We start from the raw sequence: 15153 nt of genomic DNA on the forward strand, positions 1-15153 counted from the left end.
GAGCCCCTTGGTAACAGTTCAGTGATGTTAGGGAAAAGCGTGGTATTAGTTTAGAAAAAATACAAGGATGAAATAAAATGAAAAAAATCGTCTCCTAAAGAAATAAGGAAACGATTTTTTCTTTTGCAAAAAACAGGTCAATCAAACTATATATAATAGAAGATATATTTTGAGATATTTATGTCGAATGCTATTATGTTATGCAAAGTGTTATGTTGGGTTGGCTATTCCTACTACAAGATCCGGGAATAATACCCCACGCAAGGATGGTTTGCAGGGAATTGTTTTGATAGATTATTCAATTTAAGAATTACTAGATAATTGATACATGGAATTTTTAAAAGAATCCTTCCTAAAGATGGAAATAGTATGGTGAGGGAATATGGATATCAATTAATTGTTCTTGTTCCATAACTATTGGAATTTGAATACGTGCTTTTATGCGTATGTTAAGCAAAGATTTATCTGCTTCTACGATGACTGGGTAATTTCCTAAGGGAGCCTTAATTGTAACTTCTGGTAAACCCTCAATATTAGCAATACGAACCCTCCAATCTGCAAGATTTTGTAATACTAAGGGAATATTAACTCGTACCCATCCGTGTTTCATAGGAAACGCATTGATGACAAATCAGCAAAATTATGGTCTGGTGTATTATCAGGTTCTTTAATTATGTTAATCTCATTTCCATCAGGTTTAGTTCCAGGGTGTGACAAATGTAGAGTAGGAACGGAAACGTATAATTTTGGACCGACTGTAAGTTCGAATTGACCTTCTCCGATTTCATTTCGGCGTTCATTAGAGCAGGACAATTTCTTTCCTGGAGGTCCAATAAAAATAAGAGAGCTTAGTTCATCCTCAGCTTCTGTATCGTCACCGAAAACTCCTCGATCAATAAGGGTAATATCAGCTAAATAGTTAATGCTATCAGTTTTACGAAATACAGTATATGTTTGTACTGATAATGCGTTGGCAAGTTGAGTAAGCCCTAGAAAGAAAGCGGCAAGTTCAGTAATAGCAGATAATGAAGAAATAGCTGATTGAAGTGTATGAATAGTATTCATAACGGCTGTAGCGTTATCTAATCGTGAATTATTAGGAACAACAATTAACACTGCCCCGTCTCCATACTCTCCACCAGAAGCAAAATTGGGGTGTAAAAAAAACGCAGCCAATTTAGGAATTGGGATTGCTGGAATTACAAAAGGAATTCCAGTGGGTGTATTTGGAATAGGCTCAGGAATATTAAATTCAACAGGAGATGAACCAGCTGCAGAAAGTCTTACATTAGCATAAACATAACGTGTTATCGTTTGTAGAGAGGTATCTGAGTTATCTTCTACGATTGGTGGCGTAAATACGAGAGAAACTTCGGATGTATCGAGACCATTTGGAGCTGTGAAAGTAGTAGGTCCTTCAGGTATTTCTTCCCCCCTCTCATTAGTTACAATCCATCTTACTGACACATTAACTTGTAATTCTATGGGTATTGGTACACTACCTGCAAGTTGTGCTAATTGTCCAGGAACACCTTCTAACTCTTCAGTTCGTAAACTACCTATTGCAGGTACTCTAACAGGCATTCCCCCCTCCATTGTAGAATTTAGATTGGAAGGATCAAACGGAAAAATATTAAACGCTGATTCTACGGTATTATTTTGAAAACGAACATCTTTAGTAATCCATGTAAGTTGTACTTTACTTGAAACCACATCTGTTATTTTAAAATTTTTATCAGAAGGAATAAGATTTAAGATGACTGGTTTTCGGGGATCTGTTTGATTTTGAGTGATACTAAATAACGATTTCAGTCCAGTAAGATCTGCCATTTTTTCTCCTTAGATTAAATTTAATTTCCTAAATGATAATATGCCGTTTAATCAGAGTATTTATTCTTTGAATTTTAATGATCTCTTATTTGTTTAAATGGGTACCTATCAAAAAGAACTTTTTAGGGGAGGGAGCTTAACGACTCGGAAATGACAGAAATGAGCCATTGTCTGAGTGCAAACGCTCAAAGAGCTTGGGAGATTGCAAAACTCAAAAACTTATCCTTGATCGCCAGTATAACGAACGACGCGGATTGGCAGCATGAGTTATGCTCAAGGATAGAGAAGATAGAGGGCTGAAATGAAAAGCCCTCTATAATAAATGCATTTTATGCGATTCTTTGCTTTAGTTTCGCGAAAGAATGATCGAAATGGGAAGGTTCCATTGATTAGTTCATTAAAAACACTGCCACCCTACTGCCACCGTAATTGGAGGGAGAACGTCGATATAACAGGCTGTACTAGAATACACTATGATATTTCAGCACTTATAAAACCTTGTTATATCAATAGTTATAGGATGTAGTAGAATACAACTAGATACAGCTCGTTGCTCAATAACTACATGAAGCATTTATGGCTGTTTTACGTATGGATGACAAGTAATAGCTGATAAATAAAGGGTTTTACGATTTGTGTTAATACCAAAAATTCACTTCCCCCACCCTATAGCCACCAAAGTGGTAAAATGGTGGGGGATTATTTTAGCCTCATACTACAAGAAAATTTGTTATTATAAATTTTTGTTGACAAAAAAATTTTTTATGATATAATTTACATTTAAAATATTTGTGTATATAATAAGATTCTCCTGGCCAGGGGAATCTTATTTTTGTTATATGGGAGGATTAATGTATGAAGAAAAATGAGTCAAGTTTAACTTCCTTACTATCAGCCTTTGGCCGAGCATACCACAGCAAATATGACACACCAAAAATTTTTGATGATTTTATTGCAAAAGAATTAATTACCCCAAGAGAATTTTCAGATATTCGTGAGAACATGATTAAAGGAATTCCATTCTTCAATAAAGAAATTGCAAAGAAGTTTCAAGATCATCCAGATGAAATTTTAAAATGGATTACACAGGTCCAACTTTCTCCAACTCCTTTAGCACGTGCTGCCTATTGTGAAAACGTATTATTCCATGAAATGTTGCTAGGCGTAAAACAGTATGTCATTCTAGGGGCTGGATTAGATACCTTTTGTTTCCGACACCCAGAATTAAACGACAGCTTAGAAATATTTGAAGTTGATTATCCAGCCACTCAAGACTTTAAAAAGATAAGGTTAGCAAATGCTAATTATCAAATTCCGAATAATCTTCATTTTGTGTCAATAGATTTCACCAAAGAATTTACGATTCAAAATCTTGTTGAAGAAGGTTTTATGCCTAACAAAAAAACTTTCTTTAGTCTTTTAGGTGTTTCTTATTATGTAACAAAAGAGGAAAATGCCAACTTGATCAATAAATTATTTGCCGAAGTTCCATCAGGAAGTTCTATCGTTTTTGATTATGCAGACGACAAACTTTTTGAAGAAAAAGGAATGTCTAATAGAGTTCAAAATATGGTTCAAATGGCGTCAGCTAGTGGTGAGCCAATGAAATCATGTTTTTCTTATGATGAAATGGAGAAAATGTTAGAAAACTCAGGTTTTCTCATTTATGAACATTTATCACCAGTTACTATTAATAATCAATTTTTTCGTAATCGTACAGACTATTTGTCTGCATTCGAAACGATTCATTACATCCATGCTGTAAAAAAATAATATTTCAGTTAATAACAGACTGACCTCTCGATCTTCCCTATGGTTGATCGGGTAATCAAAACGATCAAAAAAACCACAATAAATTAAAAATTTCAAAAAATGCCACTTGCAGCGTTTTAATCAATGTCCAGGATCATCTCTGTTTGTTTTTATGTTATTAATTTGGGAAAGAAGATGATAACCCATGTTTTGAAGAAATGATTTCCATAGAATGAAGATCAAAACTTGAGGGATATCAAGTCAATTTGGCAAGCCCCTGTTTTGTAGACTGTAAGGAAAGCTCTGGCAGTTAGGTAGTTAACTGACGCCTAAATTCACTAGGCGTCAGTTTATTTAGCTTCAAACGATAAGATTTCATGCGATTAAATGTAATTAAATGCAATGAACCCTTGATACTTTTGGCATGTAAATAAAAAAGCACCCTACACGGGTGCGAAAGTTAATGCCTCGTCTGTATAGCTAGCCCACTAAAAGAAATGGGGCCAACTACATCCGCTCTAGTATCTGGAGCCAGGTTTTCTGCAGTTAAACTGTAAACATGACAACCCGATCTTACATTACTATCAATCGCCTGAAATGTAACGACATAGTTTTGTTCAGAATCAGTTGACTCAATACCTACTAGTGTATTAAAAATCTCTATTCCGTCACGGAAGATTCTAAAAAGGATCTGAGAGATATTAGTAATGCCCCGAACACCAACAGTTGCTACTAATTCCACGCGATTAGGCACAGCGCAGGAATGGGGTATTCTAATTTTAATGTTTGCTAAGTCAGTTCTATTTGGCGTGCTATTGATAGTAAATGACTGTGCTACGTCGAAACGATCAAGTGGTTGAGTTGCATTATAATCGAGAATACGTACCATAAAAATCACCTCCTCACATCTGCTAGTTAAAATATGTTGGACAGGAGGAATTTGCTTGGACATCGGTAAAAGTTCCGCAAACGGCAAGTCCCGGAACAAAGATAACATCGTTAATCCGTAATGAATTCCTTGGAATCATTCATCGATCTATCTCTCAAAAGTTCCTAAAAAGTAAAAAGCCCTCTAAAATTGGGTTGACCCCATAATGTGTGAGACGAAGGCAATTGAGCTTAGACTAGCAGGTGTTCCAGTAAAAGAAGGTTATGGAGGAGTTACATATACGTTTAAATTTTGCTCAATTACAAGTATGGATGAAATGGTATCGTGAAGGAGAACTTCACCGCTTAGAACAGCCTGTACTATATCAATCATATAAAGGGGTTACGGCAAAAGTTGCAGAGCAAGAAGGGGAAACAAGAACATCTCTACGTATGTATACGGAAATTAGCAAGTATCCAAATATACACGGCCTTTTATTATCGTAGACTTTAGTTATTATATTGTTTCTATTATAATAAGCCCCTTTGTTGAATAGATTTTCTTACATCTACCTATCGTGACCCCCGTCATACTTAGAGGATGACGGCGAGTTGACGTGATAGATAAGAATACATTATGATGTTCTAGCAACCCTAAAACATTGCTTTATCAATGTTTGTAGGTTAAACAGAATACAGTTTTGATACAGGTAAATGCTCAATGGCAACGAAAAGCATGAAGGCTGTTCTATGCATAGTTGATATCTTAGAGTCGTGGCCTGACACCATTCTGGCTGTCAGGTCTTCGCTTTGTTAGGCTCAATTTCGTAAACAAGGAGGGGTAGAGATGTCCCCAAATGCTGTATATATCCACATCCCTTTTTGTACTAATAAATGTTACTATTGTGATTTTAATTCTTTTGTTACCAATAATCCTCAGTTGGTCTGGGATTACTTAGAAGCTTTACGCCGGGAAATGACGTTAACGTTCCAACAAAATCCTCCAGAGAAGATAGAGACAATCTTTGTTGGAGGAGGCACTCCAACGTATTTAGACCAGGAGCAAATGGCGCTATTTTTGCATATGGTAAATGAACATCTGGCTCCTTATTTTAGTGCTGATCTAGAATGGACCATGGAAGCAAATCCAGGTACTACTGATCTGGAGAAATTGAAGCTGATGAGGTCATCTGGAGTAAATCGAATTAGTTTTGGTGTCCAATCATTCCAAAGTGATTTATTAAAACGAATTGGCCGTATTCATGATGTAGATGAGGTTTATCAAAGTGTGAATAATGCGATTCAAGCTGGGTTTGACAACATCTCAATTGATTTAATGTTTGGTCTGCCGGATCAGACCATGGAGATGTTTGCTCAAAGCTTGCAAAAAGCCATGGAACTACCAATCACGCACTTATCCTCCTACGGTTTAAAAGTAGAGGAGAATACCTTATTTCATACTCTGTATCAAAAAGATCAATTACCACTACCGACAGAGGACACTGAGCTAGAGATGTATCTTCTTTTAATAGAAACACTTGAGAAAAACGGAATGTCCATGTACGAGATTAGTAATTTTGCCAAGCCGGGTAAACAGAGCAAGCATAATAAGACCTATTGGTTAAACCAGGATTATTATGGTATTGGGGCTGGAGCGCATGGATATATAAATGGAAAAAGACATGTTAATGCCGGTCCGCTAGCTGTGTACACACGAATGGCAATGGAAGGCTCTCCGCGTGTAGAGGAATTTGAGGTAACGCAGAAGGAAGCAATGGAGGAGCAAATGATTCTGGGCTTACGTTTGCGTGAAGGAGTAGATATGGAGAGCTTTGCTAATCGCTTTGGTCGAACCGTCCAAGAAGAATTTGGAGAAACATTACAGCAGGAACTTCAAAAGGGAATGATAGAAATCGTAGACCAGCATGTACGTCTAACACCAAAGGGCTTACCACTTGGCAACGAAGTGTTTGCTGCTTTTTTACGCGTGTAGATGGAATATCATATGAATGAAGTAGGAAGAGAAGAGACAAGGTATCAAATTTTAGAAAATGACATCAGGAAGCACTTTTATGCGGAGAAACCCGAAAAAAGTGCTTTTTTTCTCCTATTTTTTTGCATTTTTCATAGGAGAGAAGTTGACAAATCATCTGTCACTTGATAAGTTAATAGTATCCGTTAGCACTCGCTTGATCTGAGTGCTAACAAAACCAAACCAGAAGTTGCCAATCGACATAGCCAAACATGTTAGAAGGAGGGCGTTTAGATATGCTAACGGAGCGACAAAAGCTTATTTTGCAAGCTATTATTGAAAATTATATTCATTCAGCAGAACCCGTTGGCTCCAGAACCATTTCAAAACGGCCTGAAATCACCTTCAGTTCGGCTACGATCCGCAACGAAATGTCTGATTTGGAGGATTTGGGTTATTTGGAGCAGCCGCATACCTCTGCGGGACGTGTTCCTTCCACGAAAGGCTATCGCTTCTACGTGGACCACATAGTGGAGCCTAATTTGTTGAAGAATAATGTAGATGTAAGCACTTGGAAGCAAATGTTTGCTGATCGGATCTTGCATTTTGAAAATGCCGTGGAACAGACAGCATCAGTCTTATCCCAATTGACTAACTATACGGCAGTTGTTCTTGGACCAGAAATCTTTGAACATCGCTTGAAACATCTGCAAATTATCCCTTTGAGTGACACACAAGCTGTAGCGATTATTGTAACTCAAACAGGGCGTGTAGAAAATAAGCGTATTGATTTGCCGACGGGACTATCACCGAGCGATATGGAGAAATTGGTTAACGTTTTAAACACAAGATTGCAAGATACACCATTATGGCAATTGCGCCAACGCTTGTATCAAGAAGTATCTGATGAGTTGAAGCGTCATGTGAATCATTATGAAGAGATGCTAACTATGATTAGTAATGCTATTGAAAGTGATTCATCTGATCGTTTGTTGCTGCGAGGAACTACTAAGTTCATGGAGCAGCCAGAGTTTCAGGATGTAGAAAAAGTCAAAGAGATTTTAGAGCTGTTTGAACGCAGTGACCAAATGACGCATCTGTTCGAAACCAATGAGAAGGGATTGCAGATACGCATTGGTCATGAAAATCATCTTGACGCCATGAAGAATTGTAGCATCGTTACGACCAATTATTCCTTTAACGGTAAGCCTGTAGGTACTATTGGTATACTTGGACCTACGCGTATGGAGTATGGTAAAGTGATTGCTGTCCTGGATTTCATTGCTTTGGGATTGTCACGGATGTTAACTGCACAGATAGAAGGACGATCTTCAGAGGAGCAAGAGGATTCATGACGCACAAGGCGGGCGGGTTACAGTTGCTCGCTTACATAGATTATTAGTCACACAAGAGGAGGTAATCAGATTGAGCGAAGAGAAAGCAAAGGTTGAACTTGAGCAAGAAGAAATGGCTCAAGACCAAGCTGAGCAAAATGAGCAAGCTGAAACTGAGGCAACAGAAACAGGTGAAACATCTGACCTAGCAATGGAAGTGGAGCGTCTTCAGGCTCAATTGCAAGAGCAAGAAAACCGTTTGCTACGCAACTTGGCAGATATGGATAATATGCGTCGTCGCTCACGTAAAGAGCAAGAGGATTTACAAAAATATGCCTCTCAAAAGGTAGTGGAATCCTTACTGCCAGCGCTTGATAACTTTGAACGCGCTCTTGCTGTTGATCCTAATACTGCTACTACTGAAAGTATTTTACAAGGGGTGCAAATGGTGTACCGCCAAGTAATCCAGGTATTCGAGCAAGAAGGCCTACAAGCTATTGAATCAGTTGGTCATGCGTTTGATCCACATGTACATCAGGCTGTGATGCAAGTGGAAGATTCTAAATACGAAGCAAATGTTGTCGTAGAAGAATTACAAAAGGGTTATCAATTCAAGGACCGTGTTATCCGTCCTGCAATGGTTAAAGTAAACGCGTAAAAGTAGATGTTTTAGCCCAAAAATCATTCACATATTGTAGATAATCGAGGAGGAAAAGATTTATGAGTCGTGTAATTGGTATTGACCTTGGTACAACTAACTCTTGTGTAGCGGTTATGGAAGGTAACGAGCCTATCGTTATTGCCAATGCTGAAGGAAACCGTACAACACCTTCTGTAGTTGCTTTCAAAAACGGAGAGCGCATTGTTGGTGAAACAGCAAAACGCCAAGCAATTACAAACGCTGATAATACGGTTATCTCCATCAAACGTTGGATGGGTACAAACCATAAAGAAACATTAGAAGGTAAAGATTATACACCTCAAGAGGTTTCCGCAATGATTCTGCAAAAGCTTAAAGCAGATGCAGAAGCATATCTAGGACAACCGGTGACTCAAGCAGTTATCACAGTTCCTGCTTATTTCAATGACAGCCAACGCCAAGCTACTAAAGATGCAGGACGCATCGCTGGTTTGGAAGTTTTGCGCATTGTCAACGAGCCTACAGCAGCGGCACTTGCTTATGGTTTAGAGAAAAATGAAGACCAAACAATCCTAGTTTATGACTTGGGCGGCGGTACATTCGACGTATCTATCCTTGAGTTGTCTGAAGGTTTCTTTGAAGTAAAAGCTACTTCTGGAGATAACAAACTAGGTGGAGACGACTTTGACCAAGTGATCATGGATTATTTGGTAGCTGAATTTAAGAAAGAAAACGGCATTGACCTAGCTCAAGATCGCATGGCTATGCAACGTTTGAAAGATGCGGCTGAGAAAGCGAAAAAAGATTTGTCCGGCGTTGTTACTACTACGATCTCTTTACCGTTTATCACAGCAGATGCTTCTGGTCCTAAGCATATGGAGATTAGTTTGTCCCGTGCGAAATTTGAAGAGATTTCTGCTGGTTTGGTAGAGCGTACTATGGGTCCTACTCGTCAAGCTCTATCCGATGCTGGTCTTTCTCCAAACCAAATTGACCGCGTTCTTCTTGTTGGTGGTTCTACTCGTATCCCAGCGGTACAAGAAGCAATCAAGAAATTCATTGGCCAAGAACCTCATAAAGGTGTAAACCCAGACGAAGTAGTAGCCCTTGGTGCTGCTGTTCAAGCGGGCGTGTTAACTGGTGATGTTAAAGACGTAGTACTTCTTGACGTAACACCACTTTCTCTTGGTATTGAAACATTGGGTGGAGTATTCACGAAGTTGATCGATCGCAACACAACGATCCCAACAAGTAAATCTCAAGTGTTCTCTACAGCAGCGGACAACCAAACAGCGGTTGATATCCATGTTCTGCAAGGGGAGCGTCAAATGGCAGCAGACAACAAAACGTTGGGCCGTTTCCAATTGAGTGATATCCCACCAGCACCACGTGGTGTTCCACAAGTAGAGGTTAGCTTCGACATTGATGCTAACGGTATCGTAAACGTTCGAGCTAAAGATTTGGGAACAGGTAAAGAACAAGCAATCACAATCACTTCTAACTCCGGTCTGTCTGACGAGGAAATCGACCGCATGGTAAAAGAAGCGGAACTAAACTCCGAAGCAGATAAGAAACGCAAAGAAGAAGTAGAAATTCGCAACGAAGCAGATCAGTTAGTATTTACTACTGAGAAAACACTAAAAGACCTTGAAGGTAAAGTAGAGCAAGCTGAGATCGATAAAGCTAACGAAGCGAAGGATAAAACGAAAAAAGCTCTAGAAGGCGGTAACATCGACGAGATTAAAGCTGCGAAGGAAGAGCTTTCTGAAATCGTTCAACAATTGTCTGTTAAATTGTATGAGCAAGCAGCACAAGCACAACAAGCGGCTCAAAATGCGAACGGTGAAGGTGCAGATCAAGCAGGAAAAGACAACGTAGTAGATGCTGACTATGAAGTAGTTGACGAAGAAAAGAAACAATAAGAATAAATACAATACAATGATTGTAAGAGGAGTCAAAGTCACACAATGTTGACTTTGACTCTTTTCCTTTTTGGAATGGGGATTCTATTGAAGCTTGAAAGTATACATGCTAAGATTATCTTTGATTGTCTTGGATACGGGAGTGATAGACAAGTATGAAACGAGATTATTATGAGGTGCTGGGACTTGGAAAAGACGCCAGTGCAGATGATATAAAAAAGGCATATCGCAAGTTGGCAAGACAGTATCATCCGGACGTTAATAAAGAGGCAGATGCTGAACAGAAATTTAAAGAAGTCAAAGATGCATATGATGTACTCTCCGATGACCAAAAACGTGCCCAATACGATCGTTTTGGGCATCAGGACCCGAACCAAGGCTTTGGCGGGGGCTTTGATGCTTCTGGTATGGGCGGCTTTGGTGATATCTTTGACATGTTCTTTGGTGGCGGCGGACGTCGTGCTAATCCAAATGCACCGCGCCGTGGGGCTGACTTGGAGTATGCGATCAACATTGACTTCTTGGATGCTGTATTTGGCAAAGAAAGAGACATTGAGATTCAACGTGAAGTAGAATGCGATACGTGTCACGGCAGTGGAGCCAAACCTGGTACAAAGGTAGAAACCTGCTCAAGATGTAATGGATCTGGACAGGAGGAAGTTCAGGCAAACACTCCATTTGGGCGCGTTGTTAATCGCCGTGTTTGCTCTGTTTGTCATGGTAAAGGAAAGCAGATCAAGGAAAGATGTTCAACGTGCAGAGGCACTGGTCGCAATAAAGTCAAACGCACGATCCACATTAACATCCCTGCTGGGGTAGATGATGGACAGCAAATGCGCATTACAGGCGAAGGTGAAGCTGGTGTGAATGGTGGACCAGCGGGTGATGTTTATGTTATGTTCCGTGTACGTAAACATGATTTCTTCGAACGTGATGGCAACGATATTTATTGTGAGATGCCAATTAATTTTGCTCAAGCCGCTCTAGGTGATGAAATTGAGGTGCCTACAGTAGATGGACGTGTGAAGCTGAAAATCCCATCAGGAACACAAACCAACACTTTCTTCCGCTTACGTGGAAAAGGTGTGCCACACTTACGTGGAAATGGACGAGGCGATCAGCACGTGAAGGTTAAAGTAGTGACACCTACGAAATTAACCGATCGTCAAAAAGAGCTGTTACGTGAACTTGGGGGACTAGAGGATGGTGCACCCCTGCATGAACAACCAGAAGAGAATTTCTTTGATAAAATCAAGCGTAAATTACGTGGCGAATAAGGCGAATAATATGTTGTGGAAAGCTAGATGGGGGATGGTAGAGCATGAATTGGTCAGAAGTTAGTATTCACACCACGGCAGAGGCGGTTGAGGCTGTCTCTAGTATTTTGTATGAAGCGGGAGCAGGTGGCGTTGTCATTGAAGATCCCGAAATTTTATCCCGTGAGTGGAGCACGCCTTTTGGTGAAATCTACCACCTCTCACCAGATGACTTTCCAACTGATGGTGTGATTGTAAAAGCTTATTTCCCTGTGAATAGCTATTTGGGCGAAACCGTTGAAGAAATTAAAACACAGGTAAATGAACTTCTGACCTTCGGATTGGATGTCGGTAAAGGAACCGTTACAATGACCGAGGTTCATGAAGATGATTGGGCATCTGCTTGGAAAAAATATTATAAGCCAGTTGCCATTTCAGAACATATCACGATCACACCGATCTGGGAGGAGTACAAACCAAAGCGAGAAGGGGAGCTTATTATCGAAATGGACCCCGGCATGGCTTTTGGTACAGGTACACATCCTACCACTGTGCTGTGCATTCGTGCGATTGAACGCTACCTGAAAAAAGGGGATCGCGTTTATGATGTGGGAACAGGCACAGGAATTTTAAGTATTGCTGCTGCTAAGTTAGGCGCATCTTCCTTGACGGCCATGGATTTAGATGAGATTGCGGTTCGTTCTGCTCAAGAGAACTGTAGCATTAACAAAGTGGCTGACAAGGTTTTGGTGAAACAGAACAATCTGCTCGATGGGATTACTGAAAAAGTTGAAGTCGTGGTTGCCAATATCTTAGCCGAAGTAATTATTCGTTTCACGGATGATGTTCATCGTGTATTATTGCCTGGCGGTACGTTTATTGCTTCAGGGATTATTGGAGCGCGTGAAAATGATGTAAAAGAGGCATTAGCTGCCTCGAATTTGGAAGTTATAGAAACAGTTTACATGGAAGACTGGGTAGCAATTATCGCTAAAAAACGTTAGAATAATGGGGTTAATAATCAGATGCAACGTTATTTTATAGATAGCCAACAATTTTTTGACAATCAAGTGGTTATTACCGGGGACGATGTTCACCACATTGTGAAGGTTATGCGCACAGAGATTGGCGATCATATTTTGGTTAGCGATGGGAGAGGACGGGTGGTTAAAGCCCGTCTTTCTGCCTTGGAGCCCAAAGAAGTGCGCGCTGAGATCGTGGAGCATATTACGAAACAAACAGAATTACCCGTATCGGTAACGATTGGTCAGGGGTTGCCAAAAGGGGACAAACTAGAGTGGATTTTACAAAAGGGAACGGAGCTTGGAGCGACTTCCTTTGTACCGTTTCAATCAGAGCGTACCATCGTTAAGCTAGATGCAAAGAAAGAAGCTAAAAAGCTGGAACGTTGGTCAAAAATTGTAAAAGAAGCTGCTGAGCAATCACATCGGGCCTATTTACCTGAGGTGTTAACTCCGCTTTCCTTTAAGCAAGTGGTTGAACATGCGAAAAGCTATACAACTGCTGTTATTGCTTATGAAAAAGAAGATACCAAACGATTGGGCGAGGTGCTGTCAAACTTGTCTGTTGGCGACTCGCTTTTCGTCATGATTGGACCAGAAGGTGGATTTTCTGAAAGTGAAATTCAGTACGCAGAAGAAAATGGTATCCATTCTGTTTCGCTAGGTCCCCGTATTTTACGCACGGAAACAGCTAGTCAGTATTTGCTAGCTGCCGTTTCCTATCATTTTGAATAAGTCATACGTAACAGTGAAAGGAGGAGAGCAATGAATAAGGTTGCTTTCCATACATTGGGCTGTAAAGTAAACAGTTATGAAACAGAAGCGATTTGGAATCTGTTCAAGCAGAATGGCTATGAACGGGTAGACTTTGAGCAGGATGTAGCCGATGTATACATTATTAATACCTGTACAGTTACAAATACTGGTGACAAAAAAAGCCGTCAAGTAATTCGACGTGCTATCCGTCGTAACCCTGAGGCGATTGTTGCTGTTACAGGGTGCTATGCACAAACCTCACCAAAAGAAATTGCTGAAATTCCAGGTGTTGACATCGTGGTAGGTACACAAGGCCGCGATCGTTTATTGGAGTATGTTGCACAGATTCGCGGAGAACGCACACCGATTAACGCGGTAGGAAATATCATGAAAACACGTGAATTTGAAGAGCTTGACGTACCGAATTTTTCCGATCGTACGCGTGCTTCCCTTAAAATTCAAGAAGGCTGTAACAATTTCTGTACCTTCTGTATTATTCCGTGGGCACGTGGTCTCATGCGTTCCCGTAAGCCTGAAAGCGTGATTGAACAAGCTGAAAAACTAGTAGCAGAAGGATATCTTGAGATCGTTCTGACTGGTATTCACACAGGTGGATATGGAGAGGATTTAGAGGATTACAATCTGGCTACATTACTAGTTGAATTGGAAAAGGTAGAAGGCCTAAAACGTATTCGCATTAGTTCTATTGAAGCGAGTCAAATTACGGATGAGGTCGTGGCAGTAATTGATCGCTCCGAGAAAATTTGCCGCCACCTGCACGTACCACTGCAAGCAGGTGATGATGCTGTATTAAAACGCATGCGTCGCAAGTATACTACAGCAGAATTTATGGAGCGTATTCATAAAGTTCGTAAGGCATTACCTGGGGTTGCTATCACAACGGATGTGATTGTTGGTTTCCCGGGTGAGACCGAAGAGCAATTTGTAGCGGGTTATAACTTTATTAAAGAACTAGGCTTTGCAGAGCTGCATGTCTTCCCGTATTCTATGCGCACAGGAACCCCTGCTGCACGTATGGAAGATCAGGTGGATGAAGAAGTGAAGAAGGAACGTGTAGCGAAGCTTATTGAATTAAATCAACAGCTATCTGTGGAATATGCACAGCCGTTTATCGGTGATGTTTTAGAGATCATTCCAGAGCGTCCGTATAAGGAAGACCCAACGAGCGGCATGCTAATGGGCTATTCCGATAATTACTTGAACGTGGTGTTTGAGGGTACAGAGGATATGATCGGGAAAATTTGTAAGGTTCGTCTCGATGAGGTTGATGCTGAATATTGCAAAGGAACGTTCGTTCGAGTGATAGAATCCCTACCTATCGAAATGGATAGCAAAGGAAAAGCAGTATGAAGGAAATCTCCGCAGGCGGTGTCGTCTACCGAAAACGAGATGGAGAGATTAACTTATTGATGATCAAGGATCGTTTTGGCAAGGTAACGGTTGCGAAAGGTAAGCAAGAGCCAGACGAGACCTTGATGCAGACTGCTATTCGAGAAATTGAAGAGGAAACGGGCATACAAGGGGAACTAGGCCCATTGCTAGAGGTTGTTCACTACACCTACCAGCATCCGATTCAGCAAATTTTGATCGAAAAAGAAGTACACTATTATTTAGTCAAAGCATTGACGGATCAAGTAACGGTTCAGGTAGAAGAAATCGATGCAGTGCAATGGCTCAAGCCAGAGGCTGCTTGGGAACTACACGAACAAGCCGGTTACGAGAACAACCGCAGTGTGTTACGAAAAGCTTTTGAAGCCTTGGGAATACAGGTTATATAGAAC

The 15153-nt window shown here is 40.4% G+C and carries 14 protein-coding genes and 1 pseudogene; 12 read left to right on the top strand and 3 right to left on the bottom strand.

Annotated features, from left to right (window positions below; genetic code table 11):
• Positions 1 to 352: 352 nt before the first annotated feature.
• On the bottom strand, positions 353 to 610 hold the full coding sequence (locus tag O0550_RS21665) for a hypothetical protein (protein ID WP_258427206.1): 258 nt from the start codon (positions 608 to 610) through the stop codon (positions 353 to 355).
• On the bottom strand, positions 607 to 1830 hold the full coding sequence (locus O0550_RS21670) for a hypothetical protein (protein WP_258427207.1): 1224 nt from the start codon (positions 1828 to 1830) through the stop codon (positions 607 to 609). Before O0550_RS21670 ends, O0550_RS21665 begins: the two co-directional genes overlap by 4 nt.
• Before the next feature lie 129 nt (positions 1831 to 1959).
• Here O0550_RS21670 and O0550_RS24760 point away from each other — a divergent pair.
• Both O0550_RS24760 and O0550_RS21675 read left to right on the top strand, forming a co-directional pair.
• A pseudogene (locus O0550_RS24760) lies at positions 1960 to 2130 on the top strand (DUF7667 family protein); the annotation flags it as partial.
• 555 nt (positions 2131 to 2685) lie between these two features.
• The gene (locus O0550_RS21675; protein WP_258427209.1) at positions 2686 to 3603 is read left to right on the top strand and encodes a class I SAM-dependent methyltransferase; all 918 of its coding nucleotides are present in this window, start codon (positions 2686 to 2688) and stop codon (positions 3601 to 3603) included.
• Positions 3604 to 4042: 439 nt separating this feature from the next.
• On the opposite strand, the gene O0550_RS21680 is transcribed toward O0550_RS21675, so the two are convergent.
• Positions 4043 to 4471, bottom strand: coding sequence for a hypothetical protein (locus O0550_RS21680; RefSeq protein WP_003343038.1), 429 nt, complete (start codon positions 4469 to 4471; stop codon positions 4043 to 4045).
• Between the two features lie 263 nt (positions 4472 to 4734).
• On the opposite strand from O0550_RS21680, the gene O0550_RS21685 reads away from it, so the two are divergent.
• The 10 genes from O0550_RS21685 to O0550_RS21730 all read left to right on the top strand — a co-directional run bounded on the left by O0550_RS21685 (position 4735) and on the right by O0550_RS21730 (position 15150).
• Positions 4735 to 4956, top strand: coding sequence for a hypothetical protein (locus O0550_RS21685; RefSeq protein ID WP_096886901.1), 222 nt, complete (start codon positions 4735 to 4737; stop codon positions 4954 to 4956).
• Between the two features lie 340 nt (positions 4957 to 5296).
• Complete coding sequence (hemW, locus tag O0550_RS21690; RefSeq protein WP_035318759.1) at positions 5297 to 6442, top strand: radical SAM family heme chaperone HemW; 1146 nt, start codon at positions 5297 to 5299, stop codon at positions 6440 to 6442.
• 275 nt (positions 6443 to 6717) lie between these two features.
• On the top strand, positions 6718 to 7776 hold the full coding sequence (hrcA, locus tag O0550_RS21695; protein WP_003338220.1) for a heat-inducible transcriptional repressor HrcA: 1059 nt from the start codon (positions 6718 to 6720) through the stop codon (positions 7774 to 7776).
• A gap of 70 nt (positions 7777 to 7846) precedes the next feature.
• Positions 7847 to 8413, top strand: coding sequence for a nucleotide exchange factor GrpE (grpE, locus tag O0550_RS21700; RefSeq protein WP_258427210.1), 567 nt, complete (start codon positions 7847 to 7849; stop codon positions 8411 to 8413).
• A gap of 62 nt (positions 8414 to 8475) precedes the next feature.
• Positions 8476 to 10317: a molecular chaperone DnaK gene (dnaK, locus tag O0550_RS21705; RefSeq protein WP_096886900.1), complete on the top strand. Its 1842-nt coding sequence runs from the start codon at positions 8476 to 8478 to the stop codon at positions 10315 to 10317.
• Between the two features lie 155 nt (positions 10318 to 10472).
• The gene (gene dnaJ, locus O0550_RS21710) at positions 10473 to 11594 is read left to right on the top strand and encodes a molecular chaperone DnaJ (RefSeq protein ID WP_258427211.1); all 1122 of its coding nucleotides are present in this window, start codon (positions 10473 to 10475) and stop codon (positions 11592 to 11594) included.
• A gap of 44 nt (positions 11595 to 11638) precedes the next feature.
• Positions 11639 to 12577 carry a 50S ribosomal protein L11 methyltransferase gene (gene prmA, locus O0550_RS21715; protein ID WP_096886898.1) on the top strand — a complete coding sequence of 313 codons (939 nt, stop codon included), beginning with the start codon at positions 11639 to 11641 and terminating at the stop codon, positions 12575 to 12577.
• Between the two features lie 21 nt (positions 12578 to 12598).
• Positions 12599 to 13330: a 16S rRNA (uracil(1498)-N(3))-methyltransferase gene (locus tag O0550_RS21720; RefSeq protein ID WP_003338215.1), complete on the top strand. Its 732-nt coding sequence runs from the start codon at positions 12599 to 12601 to the stop codon at positions 13328 to 13330.
• A 30-nt stretch (positions 13331 to 13360) separates the two neighbouring features.
• Positions 13361 to 14722, top strand: coding sequence for a tRNA (N(6)-L-threonylcarbamoyladenosine(37)-C(2))-methylthiotransferase MtaB (mtaB, locus tag O0550_RS21725; protein WP_258427212.1), 1362 nt, complete (start codon positions 13361 to 13363; stop codon positions 14720 to 14722).
• Positions 14719 to 15150 carry an NUDIX hydrolase gene (locus O0550_RS21730; protein ID WP_101667798.1) on the top strand — a complete coding sequence of 144 codons (432 nt, stop codon included), beginning with the start codon at positions 14719 to 14721 and terminating at the stop codon, positions 15148 to 15150. Before mtaB ends, O0550_RS21730 begins: the two co-directional genes overlap by 4 nt.
• The last annotated feature ends 3 nt before the right edge of the window (positions 15151 to 15153 follow it).

Origin of the sequence: Brevibacillus halotolerans (assembly GCF_026891775.1) — a bacterium.
Classification (GTDB): domain Bacteria; phylum Bacillota; class Bacilli; order Brevibacillales; family Brevibacillaceae; genus Brevibacillus_B; species Brevibacillus_B halotolerans.